Origin of the sequence: Thalassotalea fonticola (genome assembly GCF_032911225.1) — a bacterium.
GTDB lineage: Bacteria > Pseudomonadota > Gammaproteobacteria > Enterobacterales > Alteromonadaceae > Thalassotalea_A > Thalassotalea_A fonticola.
This window is the reverse complement of sequence record NZ_CP136600.1, coordinates 909435-923619: the sequence shown is the minus strand read 5'-3', so window position 1 is coordinate 923619 and position 14185 is coordinate 909435. Positions and strand designations below refer to the sequence as shown.

General features: G+C 38.9%; 13 protein-coding genes. 6 read left to right on the top strand and 7 right to left on the bottom strand.

Annotated features, from left to right (window positions below; genetic code table 11):
• Nucleotides 1–2 precede the first annotated feature (2 nt).
• From tusB to RI844_RS03740, 4 genes are all read left to right on the top strand, one after another.
• Complete coding sequence (gene tusB, locus RI844_RS03755; RefSeq protein ID WP_348397131.1) at nt 3–290, top strand: sulfurtransferase complex subunit TusB; 288 nt, start codon at nt 3–5, stop codon at nt 288–290.
• Nucleotides 281–613 carry a TusE/DsrC/DsvC family sulfur relay protein gene (locus RI844_RS03750; protein WP_348397130.1) on the top strand — a complete coding sequence of 111 codons (333 nt, stop codon included), beginning with the start codon at nt 281–283 and terminating at the stop codon, nt 611–613. Before tusB ends, RI844_RS03750 begins: the two co-directional genes overlap by 10 nt.
• A 170-nt stretch (nt 614–783) precedes the next feature.
• Nucleotides 784–1251: a (2Fe-2S)-binding protein gene (locus RI844_RS03745; protein WP_348397129.1), complete on the top strand. Its 468-nt coding sequence runs from the start codon at nt 784–786 to the stop codon at nt 1249–1251.
• 1 nt (nt 1252) lies between these two features.
• Complete coding sequence (locus RI844_RS03740; protein WP_348397128.1) at nt 1253–3478, top strand: xanthine dehydrogenase family protein molybdopterin-binding subunit; 2226 nt, start codon at nt 1253–1255, stop codon at nt 3476–3478.
• Nucleotides 3479–3573: 95 nt separating this feature from the next.
• Here RI844_RS03740 and RI844_RS03735 read toward each other — a convergent pair whose 3' ends face one another.
• The 7 genes from RI844_RS03735 to lrp form a co-directional block, all read right to left on the bottom strand.
• Entirely contained in the window at nt 3574–4695 is a 1122-nt protein-coding gene (locus RI844_RS03735; RefSeq protein ID WP_348397127.1) for a DUF3083 family protein, read from the bottom strand.
• A 267-nt stretch (nt 4696–4962) separates the two neighbouring features.
• Nucleotides 4963–6243 (bottom strand): serine--tRNA ligase, encoded by a 1281-nt coding sequence (gene serS / locus RI844_RS03730; protein WP_348397126.1) that lies wholly within the window; start codon nt 6241–6243, stop codon nt 4963–4965.
• A gap of 23 nt (nt 6244–6266) precedes the next feature.
• The gene (crcB, locus tag RI844_RS03725; RefSeq protein WP_348397125.1) at nt 6267–6644 is read right to left on the bottom strand and encodes a fluoride efflux transporter CrcB; all 378 of its coding nucleotides are present in this window, start codon (nt 6642–6644) and stop codon (nt 6267–6269) included.
• Complete coding sequence (locus RI844_RS03720) at nt 6637–7995, bottom strand: replication-associated recombination protein A (RefSeq protein ID WP_348397124.1); 1359 nt, start codon at nt 7993–7995, stop codon at nt 6637–6639. Before RI844_RS03720 ends, crcB begins: the two co-directional genes overlap by 8 nt.
• Nucleotides 7982–8614: an outer membrane lipoprotein chaperone LolA gene (lolA, locus tag RI844_RS03715; RefSeq protein WP_348397123.1), complete on the bottom strand. Its 633-nt coding sequence runs from the start codon at nt 8612–8614 to the stop codon at nt 7982–7984. Before lolA ends, RI844_RS03720 begins: the two co-directional genes overlap by 14 nt.
• An 8-nt stretch (nt 8615–8622) precedes the next feature.
• The gene (locus RI844_RS03710; RefSeq protein WP_348397122.1) at nt 8623–11163 is read right to left on the bottom strand and encodes a DNA translocase FtsK; all 2541 of its coding nucleotides are present in this window, start codon (nt 11161–11163) and stop codon (nt 8623–8625) included.
• Between the two features lie 86 nt (nt 11164–11249).
• Nucleotides 11250–11732 (bottom strand): leucine-responsive transcriptional regulator Lrp, encoded by a 483-nt coding sequence (lrp, locus tag RI844_RS03705; protein WP_348397121.1) that lies wholly within the window; start codon nt 11730–11732, stop codon nt 11250–11252.
• A 181-nt stretch (nt 11733–11913) separates the two neighbouring features.
• On the opposite strand from lrp, the gene ald reads away from it, so the two are divergent.
• Complete coding sequence (gene ald, locus RI844_RS03700; RefSeq protein ID WP_348397120.1) at nt 11914–13029, top strand: alanine dehydrogenase; 1116 nt, start codon at nt 11914–11916, stop codon at nt 13027–13029.
• A 184-nt stretch (nt 13030–13213) separates the two neighbouring features.
• Nucleotides 13214–14176 carry a thioredoxin-disulfide reductase gene (trxB, locus tag RI844_RS03695; RefSeq protein WP_348397119.1) on the top strand — a complete coding sequence of 321 codons (963 nt, stop codon included), beginning with the start codon at nt 13214–13216 and terminating at the stop codon, nt 14174–14176.
• The last annotated feature ends 9 nt before the right edge of the window (nt 14177–14185 follow it).

Here is a 14185-nt window from a genome sequence, read left to right as displayed (position 1 = left end):
TTATGGCTATATTACACATAGTGCGCAATAGCGCATTCAATGACAATAAACTCAACCTTTGCCTAAATGTTATTAGCGGCAAAGATACTCTCTTTTTAATGGACGATGGTGTTTATAATATTGCTCATCCTAAATTGATGATCAGACAAGACTCGCTGACTGTGTATGCATTAAACGATCATATACAGGCTCGTGGTATCGATATAGGTACGAGTAATATCACTCTTGCCAATTTAAAAGACTTGGTTTTATTATCAGATGAAGCAGCAAAAGTGATCACATGGCAATAACGTTTAACAATCAACAAATAGATACCGACAAAGAGGGCTATCTATTAAATATTACTGATTGGACTGAAGATCTCGCGGCAGTTATAGCTGAAGCCGATAACATTTCATTAACTAAAGATCATTGGGAAGTTGTGAATTTTGTCCGCAACTTCTATTTAGAGTACAAAACCTCCCCTGCTATTCGTGCCTTGATTAAAGCACTAAAACAAGAATTTGGCGAAGAAAAAGCTAACAGTCGTTACCTTTATCGATTATTTCCTAAAGGGCCAGCTAAACAAGCAACTAAAATAGCAGGCCTACCAAAACCAGCCCGTTGTATTTAATACCATCATGCATAAGCACTGAGTTGACTAAATACTTACGTAAACTGGTATAACGCCTTATTTATAATTTCTTACAATTAAAGAAGACGCCATCCATAGTGTTTATTTTCTATTTTAATGTATATTAATAAGTTATTAACTTATTAATATACCTTCTAAAGAGAACGACTATGAGCAAAACTATTAAAATTAATGGCGTAGACCAGCCAATTGACGTAGATGAAAGCATGCCATTGTTATGGTATTTGCGTGACAGGTTAGAATTCACTGGCACAAAGTTTGGGTGTGGTAGTGGATTATGTGGCGCTTGTACTGTTCATGTTGACGGTGTGGCTACACGCTCATGCATATTGCCGGTTAGCTCATTAGTAGGTAAGTCAGTTACTACTATAGAAGGTTTATCAAAAAATGGTGACCATCCCCTGCAAAAAGCCTGGTTAGATAATAACGTACCACAATGTGGATACTGCCAAGCCGGTCAAATTATGAATGCCGCCAGCTTTTTAGCAAGCAACGAAAAACCAACCGATGCAGAAATAAATAATGCCATGCAAGGTAATATATGCCGATGTGGGACTTATCAGCGGATTAAGAAAGCCATCAAGTCTGTCGCATACGATTTAGCTAAGGAGGTTTAACATGAACAAGCATGTAACTGAAGCCCTTTCGGCATATTATCAAAACAACACTCCAGCAATTAGTACAATTACAAAAATGAGTCGTCGCGGCTTTTTAAAAGCAACCGGCATAACTGCTGGAGGATTAGTATTAGGCGTTTCAATACCAAATATTACATCAGCAAAATCCACAGCATCTGAATTTAACCCTAATGCCTTTATACATTTAAGCGACAATGGTGACTTATTACTATTTTGTGGCCGTTGTGAAATGGGCCAAGGTATTTCAACAGCATTACCTGCGGCAGTAGCCGATGAAATGGAAGCTGACTGGTCAAGAGTGACAATTGAGCAAGGCGAAGGAAATGAAGCTAAATACGGCAGTCAAGCAACAGGCGGCTCTGCGAGTATTCGTAAAATGTACGAGCCAATGCGTAAAGCTGGTGCCTCGGCAAAAGAAATGTTAATTATCGCTGCCGCAAAAGTATGGAATGTTAACGCGAGTGATTGTTTTGCACAAAACCACTTTGTCATTAATAAGCTTAATAAACAAAAATTAGCTTATGGCGAGTTAGCCAGTTTAGCTGCTAATGTTGCCCCCCCCAAAGAACCAGTACTAAAAACAAAAGAACAATTCAAATACATTGGTAAAGCCCTAGACAGACACGATCAAGGTAAAGTTGTTGTAGGCACACGTACCTATGGCGTTGACACAAAACTACCTGGAATGAAATATGCGGCAGTAACGCATTGCCCGGTACTTGGTGGAAAATTAAAGTCATTAGATAAAACCGCGGCACTTAAAATCTCTGGCGTAATCGATGTTGTCGAAATCAGTCCGATTAAACATCCCTTTAGTTCAGTGGGTGCAGTTGCCGTCGTTGCCGACAATTCATGGACAGCTCAGCAGGCTGTGAAACAGTTAGTGGTTGAATGGGATCTTGGTCCGAATAAAGTTTATAACACCAAAGAATATAAAGCAGAGTTGGTTAACAATGTTGAAAAACCAGCCGAACTTGCCAAACAACGAGGTGATCTAGATGGTGCTTTTAAATCTGCAGATAAATTAATTAAAGCAACTTATACCGGCGGGCATTTGTCCCACGCACCAATGGAGCCTAATGCCAGTGTAGTTTCAGTGACAGACACAAGTTGTGAAGTTTGGGCGTCAACCCAAAGTCCAGCTGATATTCAAAAAGTGTTAGCACAAGTACTTGGCCGTGAAGAAAAAGACATTTATGTAAATGTAATGATGGCTGGCGGTGCATTTGGTCGTAAATTCAAATGTGACTACGTGCATGAAGCAGCGGTAATTTCACAGCAAATAAAAGCGCCTGTACAACTTATTTGGTCACGTGAAGAAGATATGCGCACCGGATTCTATCATTCGATTAATGCTCAACATATTGAGGCGTCATTAGATGCAGATGGTCAAGTTACCGGTTGGTTGCATCGCGCTGCGTTTCCTTCCATTAATTCCTTGTTTCAAGAAGGTCTTGACCGTGCACCAGCGAAAACACTAGGTGATGTAGATAACCACCCATTTGGTATTAAGAATTATAGAAGTGAGACAGGCCTTGCTCCTGCTCATACGCGTATAGGTTGGTATCGTGCCGTTTATGCAATATTTTATGGTTTCGCCTTTGGAACTTTTGCTGATGAATTAGCAGTTGCGGCAGGAAAAGATACATTTACTATGCTTAACAATATTTATGATGCTAATGAAGATCCAAAGCAGGCTGAACAAGTAGCTCGCTCGAAGGCGACCCTTGCACTAGCAGCAAAACACTCCGACTTTGGTAAAACATTACCTAAAGGTGAAGGTATGGGTATTGCCGTGCATCATAGTTTTCGTAGTTATGTGGCAATGGCTGTGCATGTAAAAGTTGATGGCGATAACATTAAAGTGCTGAATGTTGATTGCGCCATTGATTGTGGCCAAGTACTCAATACTGACGGCGCAACGGCACAAATGGAAGGTGCTGTTGTTATGGGAATGTCACTGGCGCTAGCTACTGAAATCTCTTTTAAAGATGGTGCGGTGGTTAATTCAAACTTCCATAACTACCCTGTTATGCGTATTTCAGATATGCCAAATGTTCGTGTGCATATTATCGATTCAGATGAAAAGCCAACAGGCTTGGGTGAGCCTGGTGTTTCGCCATTTGCACCGGCATTAAGTAATGCTATATTTGCCGCATCAGGTAAACGATATAGAGACCTGCCAATGAAACCTATGGCTGTTTAATAGCAAACAGTATAAGTTTTCTATAAAAACTAAAAAGGCTATATTTTTATATAGCCTTTCTTTTTTATTGCTTGTCTATTATTGGAGCTATCTAATTATTCTTCATTAAAATGATAGGCAAGGTGTTGGTGGAAACGAATTGCTATCTCTTCATGCTTGGGGGTCATATCAAGATCTTTGGCAAACAAACTTAAAGAACGATCGACTCTTTTAAGAAACTCACTATAACCATTGTCTTCAACATCTTGCTCTGTTGCGGCAAATACAACTTGCACATAATCAACTAAGCGGTCATCTTTCCAGCTGCTGTAAAATTCATCATTAGCCTCTTTAGGGTCGAAACCTAATAACTGCAACTCTCCAACTTTCTGTTCAGGTACTGTTGAACTATTGCGAATAATTGGTGTAAGTCCATTGGCAATAAACGCACCATTGGTTAAACCATTCTTTTTAGCCGCTTTCGTACATGAATCACTAAGCATCTGATAAAAATCTGTATAAGATCCTTGCCCAACCAACTTCACATTAGCACGTTGTAATAAACGACGAGAGATAGTTAAGCTGGCAACTACATAACTAATGGTGTCGTTTTTCTTAGGTAAAATTACATTTGATGCTTTATAACGGTTATTTATTAAACGTAATTTATGGCTATTTGTGCCTTCAACGCCTTTATCTTTAGCAAACAAATCGTAAGTTAAATGTTGATGATCACGTAAACGTACACTTTCAGCACTTACGCCAAGTTTTTCTATCAATCTTGCTACAACACTACGAACTTTTGTGTGATAGCCAGCCGCACTAGTACGAATAGAATCCCCAGCAGCTAAAAATAAGATTGAGATCTTTTTAGCACGCACTGTTGGATCAAAATGGGCTTTATAAAACTGATGAAATTCAGGGTTGTAGAATATCAACATTTGTTGTTCTGTTTCCCAATGACGAATTTCTTGGTTAAACCTAACGCGTGGTAATTTGTCATTAGCAATAAAATGTACATTATCAATCTCTTCATCTTCACAAATAGTGAACAACTGCTCAGAGATATTTTGATAAAAATTTTGCCAAGGTTTTAATTTGTCAGCATTTTCATCTGCCTTTAAATGCTCTAATAATTCATCAGTGATCTTAAATTCAGCAAGTAAATACTGATTATAACGTGAATTAGAGGGTAAAAATATGGTGTTTCCTTTACTTCTACTACGACGAATTGGCATGTTGAAACCTTATTTAAATTGGTACGTTTTTTACGTGCAGGCATTATATATCCATATGATGTTTATGGCTATTGTTCTAGAACAAAGTTTAGTACATTTAAGATAAAAGTATTTACATTTACTATTGTTCAGTAAAGTCGTTTGCTCATAAATTGAGCCAGCATTAGGTTGGCATTCCTTCGCCCCTAAAGTAACAGAATTTAAGCCATGAATTAAAAAAGCGCCGTTGAGGCGCTTTTGAAGGGATAATATATATGCAGAATCTAATTAACCAATTTTGGTTAATCCACCCATATATGGCTGTAATACCGCTGGTACTGTAATAGAGCCATCTGCTTGTTGGTAGTTCTCAAGAATAGCCACAAGAGTACGCCCAACTGCTAAACCTGAACCATTTAAGGTATGCAGCAATTCCGTTTTCTTAGTTTCTTTGTTTCTAAAGCGTGCTTGCATACGACGCGCCTGGAAATCACCCATGTTGGAGCATGAAGAAATTTCTCGGTAAGTTTCCTGCGCAGGCAACCAAACTTCAATATCGAAGGTTTTCATCGCACTAAAACCAATATCACCGGTACACAAGGTTACAGTACGGTATGGTAATTCAAGAAGTTGTAGAACTTTTTCAGCATGACCTGTTAATTCATCTAATGCATCAAACGATGATTCAGGTTTAACGAGTTGAACTAATTCAACTTTATCAAATTGATGCTGGCGTATTAAACCACGAATATCACGTCCTGATGAACCCGCTTCACTGCGAAAACAAGAAGATAAAGCCGTTAATTTTATTGGTAACTCATCTTCATCAACAATTTCATCACGCACTAAGTTTGTTAGTGGTACTTCAGCCGTTGGAATTAATGAGAATTTTTTATTGCCTAAATCAGTATGAAATAAATCTTCGCCAAACTTAGGTAATTGCCCAGTACCGAACAACGAGTCATGGTTAACTAATAATGGTACGTTCGCTTCAGTATAACCGTGGCTATCGGTATGCAGATCTAACATGAATTGACCTAACGCACGGTTCAAACGAGCAACTTGCCCTTTTAAAACAACAAAGCGAGTACCACTTAATTTAGCGCCACTTTCAAAGTCTAGACCTTTGTTTATTGCTGCACCTAAATCAACATGATCTTTCACGTCAAATTCAAATTCTTTAGGTGTTCCCCAACGACGAATTTCGACATTATCGTCTTCATCTGCGCCTTGTGGAACTGAGTCATCAGGGATGTTTGGCATTGCCGAAACAATTGCATCAATCTTGGCAAGTAATACGTTTAACTCTTCTTTAGCTAAATCTAATTTAGCACCTAATTGGCCTACTTCAGCCAATAATGGTTGAATGTCTTCGCCACGAGCTTTCGCTTGGCCGATAGACTTTGAACGTGTATTACGTTCACTTTGAAGTTCTTGAGTACGAACTTGTAAATCTTTACGCTCGTCTTCTAAAGCGTTAAACGTTGCAGTATCTAAAACATAACCACGACCGGCTAGTTTTGCTGCAATTGTATCTAAGTCTGCTCTAAGCAGTTTTGAGTCAAGCATGATCTGTCACTGTAATATATAATTTATTTTGTAAAAAACATTCCTAAACCTGCCGCTAATACACATAGCACCACATTTAAAAGAACGTTTAACATGGCTTTCATTATCTCACCTTGTTGTAATAACAACAATGTATCTAATGAAAACGTTGAAAAAGTGGTGAAAGCACCAAGAAATCCAATACCTAATAATGTTCGGTACAAAACGACTTCGATGACACCTTGTTCTATTAATCCGTATAAAACACCCATAATGAGCGAGCCCGTTATATTAACGATCAAGGTCGCAAAAGGGAAACCTTTTCCGAGCAAATTTAAGACTAATTGCGCAATAAAAAAACGTAAACATGCGCCGCCTGCACCACCAATGGCAATAAACAAATATATCATCGCGTTATTCATAACGTTTATTAGCCTCCATACGGTCTAGTTGACGCAAATAGTTGAGTTTTTCTTGCAGTTTTTTTTCTAATCCGCGATCGGTAGGTTGATAGAAACTAGCATGATCTATTAACTCGGGAAAATAGCTTTCACCTGCAGCATAGGCGCCCGGTTCATCATGAGCATATCGATAATCGCTGCCATGACCTAATTCTTTAGTTAATTTTGAGGTGGCATTTCGCAAGTGCAATGGAACCTCTAAGTGACCAGTATCTTTGGCTAATTCTCTTGCCTTTTTAAAGGCCGTATATACTGCGTTACTTTTAGGTGCCAATGCCATATACACAGTCGCCTGTGCTATCGCCCTTTCACCTTCACTTGGACCAACTCGATGATAAGTATCCCAAGCATTTATGGCTAATTGCATGGCACGTGGATCGGCATTACCAATATCTTCACTGGCAATGGCTAGTAAACGTCGGCCAACATATAGAGGATCACCACCACCTTCTAAAATTCGACAATACCAGTATAAAGCTGCATCAGGATCAGAGCCGCGTACTGATTTATGAAAAGCGCTGATTAAATCGTAAAAATGATCACCGCCTTTGTCATATAAGGCTTGTTTTTCACCGGCAACCATATTAACGATATCTAGGCTGATAATGACCTTAGAGTTAGATTGTTCACTAATATCAAAGCAGTTCTCTAACAGGTTAAGCAACCTTCTTGCATCACCGTTGGCTAGTGCCAATAATGATACTTGTGCTTTTGGCTCTAATGAAATGTCATAGTTACCATAGCCTTTATCTTTATCTGCAAGTGCTCGCCCTAATACAGTGTTTAAATCGTCGTCAGAAAGCTTTTGTAATAAATACACTCGTGCTCTAGACAGTAAAGCCTGATTTAACTCAAACGATGGGTTTTCAGTGGTGGCGCCAATAAAAGTTATGGTACCGTCTTCAATAAAAGGCAAAAACGCGTCTTGTTGTGATTTATTAAATCGATGAACCTCATCAACAAATAATATAGTACGACGGTTTCTTGCTTGCGCAGTTAATTTGGCTTTTTCTATGGATGCGCGTATTTCTTTAACACCAGAAGTTACCGCTGAAATACGCTCTATTTCAGCGTTAGCATACGTTGCAATGAGCTCAGCTAAAGTGGTTTTTCCCGTACCTGGCGGGCCCCAAAATATTAAGGAATGACAAAGCCCCTGTTCAATCGCAACTTTTAACGGTTTGCCGTCCGATAATAAATGTTTTTGACCAATGTAATCAGCAAGCACTTCGGGGCGCATTCTTGCCGCTAGTGGCGCAAATGATGATTGGTGGTCAAACTCTAACGACAGGCTACCATTATCTTTGGTCATCAAAGTCCACACCTTCAGGTAAGGTAAAGATAAACATTGAGTCCTCTGGTAATGGATTTGAGACTAAGTTTGTCAAATTAAAATGACTCAACTGCCCTGTTGCATCGCTAACCGTAAACTTGATCAAATCATTATCCGAAAATACTAAGTGCAAGCTTTTAACTTGTGCATCTTCATTCAATGAGGTGATGCGAAATTCGTTTTCATTGATCCTAGCTACGCCATAATCTTGCCAAGCTTCATCATTTAATCCCGACAATAATAAAATCGGCGTATTAGTTACTGCATTTGAGATATTAAATGCTGAAACTTGTTCTACAAACGGATTATAAAACCATAAGGTATTACCATCGCTAACCACTAGGGTTTCATCAGGTGCTCGGGTTTCCCAATAAATAAGGTTAGGTCGTTTAACCGCTAAGGTACCACTTGAATTTTGTAATACATTACCATCAGTGTCTATTACGTCTTGAGTAAACGATGAGCTAAAACCTTTTACTGTATTGAGTTTATCTTTTAAAACCACTTTAGGGTCAGTTTCGACTGCATTGGCAAAGCCTAAAGATAAAGCCAGCAAGGTTGCTGGCAATAATTTTGTAACGAATGTTAGTTTCGACATATCACTTCTTAATTTTTCACTGGTGGAGGCGCTATTACCTCCCTATTACCATTATGGCCTGGACTACTTACGACGCCATTGGCTTCCATTTGTTCAATAATTCTTGCCGCTCTATTGTAACCAATTCTGAATTTTCTTTGTACGCCCGAAATTGATGCACGACGAGATTCTGTTACGTGCATTAGCGCTTCATCATATAAAGCATCGGATTCTTGATCTTCACCTTCTGCAACTTCGCCCGGTAAAAGCATTTCTTCAGAGGTATCGCCAGATAATATTTCTTCAATATATCTTGGTTTACCACGAGCCTTCCAGTCATTAACTACAGCATGTACTTCATGATCGTCAACAAAAGCGCCTTGAGCACGCAATGGCACACTGGTGCCTTGTGGTAAGAATAACATATCACCGTTACCGAGTAATTGTTCTGCACCTTGTTGATCAAGAATAGTCCTTGAATCAATTCTTGATTGTACGGTTAACGCCATACGAGTTGGAATGTTGGCTTTGATTAAACCGGTGATAACATCTACGGATGGCCGCTGAGTTGCGAGAATAAGGTGAATACCGGCAGCACGAGCTTTTTGTGCAATTCTGGCTATTAATTCTTCAACTTTTTTACCAACAATCATGATCATGTCAGCAAACTCATCAACTACAACTACAATACTAGGTAATTTCTCTAGCTCTGGTGCTGTTTCTTCCATACTGTCGCCTGGCTTCCACAGCGGATCAACAATTGCTTCACCTTTATCCTTAGCAGCTAAAATTTTCTGGTTATAACCCGTCAAGTTACGAACGCCAAGCGCTGACATTAATTTATATCGACGCTCCATCTCCCCTACACACCAACGCAAGGCATTGGCAGCATCTTTCATATCAGTTACTACTTCAGATAATAAATGCGGAATACCTTCATACACAGACAGCTCTAACATTTTCGGGTCGATCATGATGAAACGTACATCATCAGGTGTTGATTTATATAACATACTAACAATCATTACATTCACCACTACCGACTTACCAGAGCCTGTAGTACCAGCAACTAACAAATGTGGCATTTTGGCTAAATCAGCAATGATGGGATCGCCAGCAATATCTTTACCCAGCACCATAGTTAATGAAGATTTTGAATTAACAAAAATGTCGCTTTCAATCACTTCACTTAATCGCACCATCTCGCGATGCTTGTTTGGAATTTCGATTCCAATCACTGACTTTCCAGGAATGACTTCAACAACACGCACACTGGCCGCAGATAAGGCACGAGCCAAATCTTTTGATAAGTTGGTAATTTTACTTACTTTAACACCTGGCGCCAAATCCAGTTCGAAGCGAGTAATAACAGGACCTGGATAGACATCGACAACCTGACAAATAACACCATAATCTAATAGTTTGGTTTCAACTAAACGACTTACTAAATCCAGCTCTTCTTGTGATATCGGATTTTTCGTTCGATTTGGCTTATCCAGCAAATCAATAGTTGGCATGCCTTTGTAGCGTTCAAGAGGATTTTCTTGCTCTACATTGTCTGTTTTATTTACAGTGCTTAGTGATTTGCTTTCAATAATGTCGTCATCTTCAACATCTATTTTATCGACAGATTTAAACGCAGCATCTACTTCGTGCTCACCAATATTCTCATCTAGATTGGCGATCATCGGCTCATCGATCAAATCATCAATTTCAACAAAACCATCATCAGCAATTACCGGCTCAGATCTTCCGTTTTTATCAATATCGAGAGTACTATTAGCACTACCAAATAATTGCGCAGCCAAATCAGCTTGGTCATCAAAGGCGCTATCTAAAGTACTGTCAACGTCAGATTGGGGGCTATTATCTGTAGTTGTAGATTCTTCATCCGTAACTACAGTTTTCTTTTTAACTTTACCTTTGACGACCGGCGTTGAATTAAAATGCTGCTTAAAGCCAATAAGCAATGACTTAATCAGTAAAACAAGCTTTATCACATGCTCACCAATAAAGTCGATTATGGTAAATAAAGATAAGCCAGTTAATAACACAAACCCTGAGCAAGTTAACACTAGAAATAAGAGACTTGAGCCAATGAAGTTGAAGTATGGTAATAATGAATAAGAAATATAATCGCCAACGATGCCACCGGCAGAAAAGTCAAACACATCATCAAAATTCATACTGGCTATTGAGGTTAAGCCAATATAAAACATCATGAAGCCGATGAATTTTAAACCTAAAGTAAAAAACTCAATTTCTAATAGATAATGAATGCGCTGAAATAACAACCAACCAATAATGGCAATAACAAAAGGTAGACTATAAGCTACAGTGCCAAAGGCAAATAAAAAGATGTCAGATAAATAAGCTCCGAAAGCTCCACCAGCATTGTTAACAGTGGCATGATAAGCAGTTTGCGACCAACCAGGATCGGCAGGGTCGAAGCTAATTAAAGCGATAATCAAGTACAAGGAGAAAATACTGGTGAAGATTAACCCCGCCTCTAATAAGCGTTGTGTACCAGTGAGTTTTATAGATTCTTTAGCTGCCAAAGTCGCATCCATGAATTTGTAATTATAATTATTGTTTTATACCTACCAAAATAGCAGAAAATTAAGTTAGATAAAATGTTTAAACAGCCTATTTATCACTATCTATAGCTAACTGGTAGTTTATTACCCGATTTGACCTCTTCCATGACAACATAGGTCTTACTATCACTTACAGATGGCAAGGTTAATAACACATCACCAAGTAAGTTTCGATATGCTTGCATATCAGATACTCGAGTTTTTAATAAAAAATCAAAACTGCCAGAAACCAAATGACATTCCTGAATTACATCCAAATCCATTACCGCTTTTGAAAACTCTTCAAACACATCGGGTCCTGTCCTAATTAAAGATATTTCAACAAAGACTAATAATGCCGCATTCAACACCTGTGGGTTTAGGTTAGCACTGTAACCCGTGATGACGCCTTCTTGTTCTAACTTTTTAACACGTTCTAAACAGGGCGTTGGGCTTAACCCTACTCGCTTAGATAATTCAACGTTTGATAAACGGCCATTATTTTGAAGCTCGACGAGAATGTTTTTATCAATTCGATCAAGTTTTTTACTATCAGATATCATGATATAGGTTTTAACTCCAAAATAATAAGACTTTACGATATTTTAAACTACAATTTAAAATATAACGATATGTAATTCTTCAAATGCCTATATATACTAGCTTTAAATAAAACAAATAACAATTCGTAGCAAATATCGCTATGAAATTTACATTACAACAAAACATAGCGAGATTTTAATTATGATTATCGGTGTACCTAAAGAAATTAAAAACCATGAATACCGCGTAGGTATGGTTCCAGCAAGCGTTCGTGAATTAATTGCACACGGCCATGACGTATTCGTTGAAACTAATGCAGGTAACGGCATTGGCTTTGCCGATGCTGATTATGTAACTGCTGGCGCAACAATTTTAGATACTGCCAGTGAAGTTTTCGCTAAAGCTGAAATGATTGTAAAAGTAAAAGAGCCACAAGCGGTAGAGCGTGCAATGCTCCGTGAAGGTCAAATATTATTCACTTACTTGCATTTAGCCCCAGATCTTGCTCAAACAGAAGACTTAGTAAAATCAAAAGCAATTTGTATCGCTTATGAAACAGTTACTGATAGTCACGGTGGCTTACCGCTTCTTGCTCCTATGTCTGAAGTTGCTGGCCGTATGTCGATTCAAGCTGGCGCACAAGCACTAGAAAAATCTAACGCTGGTCGCGGTATGCTACTTGGTGGTGTTCCTGGTGTTGAACCAGCTAAAGTTGTTGTTATTGGTGGTGGTATGGTTGGTAACAACGCAGCACAAATGGCTGTAGGCATGGGCGCTGAAGTTGTCATTCTTGACCGTAACATCAACGTATTACGTCGTTTAGATGCGCAATTTGGTAATAAAATAAAAGCTGTGTACTCTACTGCTGATGCGTTAGAAAAACATGTATTAGAAGCTGATCTAGTGATCGGTGGTGTTCTTATCCCAGGTGCAGCTGCTCCTAAACTAGTTACCAAAGAACATATCAAAAATATGAAACCAGGCTCTGCTATCGTTGATGTTGCCATTGACCAAGGTGGTTGTATTGAAACGTCTTACGCAACAACTCATGCAGAACCAACATTCATCGTAGATGACGTTGTTCATTATTGTGTCGCTAACATGCCAGGTGCTGTACCGCGTACGTCTACCTTTGCATTAAACAATGCAACATTACCGTTTATCATTAACTTAGCAAACAAAGGTTACAAAGAAGCGTTACTATCAGATAGCCATTTCTTAAACGGCCTGAACGTTGTTGACGGTAAAGTAACTGTCCGTGAAGTAGCTGAGAACCTAGGTTTCGAATTTGTTGAACCGAAAGTTGCCTTAAGCTAATTTACTCGATTAGTATATTCTAAGTACCGCTTAGTTTACAAAAACCAACTTAATAAGAAACGCAGTCATTAATGACTGCGTTTTTTTTGTTGATGCCCTTGCATTAATTGCCTATCATCCCAATCAATAATAAATAATGAATCAATAGCGCAACAGCTATAAACAAATACACTTGGAGTTTTTCATGAGTGATGTAAGACATTGCCCTCTTCTTATTTTAGGCTCAGGACCTGCAGGTTATACTGCCGCGGTTTATGCAGCACGTGCTAACTTAAAACCAGTAATGATCACTGGTATGCAACAAGGTGGCCAATTAACAACAACCACTGAAGTTGAAAACTGGCCAGGCGACGCCGATGATTTAACCGGTCCAGCATTAATGGAACGTATGCAAAAGCATGCAGAAAAATTTGATACCGAAATTATATTTGATCACATCGATGAAGTAGACTTTTCTGAAAAGCCTTACAAATTAAAAGGCAGCTCTGGTGAGTATACATGTGATGCATTAATTATTTGTACCGGTGCTTCTGCTCAATACCTTGGCTTAGAATCTGAAACAGCATTTATGGGTAAAGGTATCTCTGCTTGTGCCACTTGTGATGGCTTCTTTTATCGTAACCAAAAAGTTGCGGTTGTTGGCGGTGGTAACACTGCAGTTGAAGAAGCGCTTTACTTATCAAATATCGCTTCTGAAGTTCATTTAATTCACCGTCGTGATACTTTCCGTAGTGAAAAAATATTAACCGCACGGTTAATGGATAAAGTAGCTAACGGTAATATCGTTTTACATACGGACCGTACATTAGATGAGGTATTAGGTGACAATATGGGCGTAACCGGTTTACGTTTAAAACACACTAATTCAGATGCTACAGAAGAGGTTGATGTAACAGGCTGTTTTATTGCCATTGGACATAAACCTAACACAGATATTTTTGCCGGTCAGTTAGATATGAAAGATGGTTACCTAACGATTCAAAGTGGTACTGTGGGTAATGCAACATTAACCAGTAAAGAAGGCGTTTTTGCTGCGGGTGATGTAGCTGATCATATCTACCGTCAAGCCATTACTTCAGCTGGTGCTGGTTGTATGGCAGCTCTTGATGCCGAACGGTATCTAGATGCGTTAAATTCTAACGTATAGCCAAAGCAC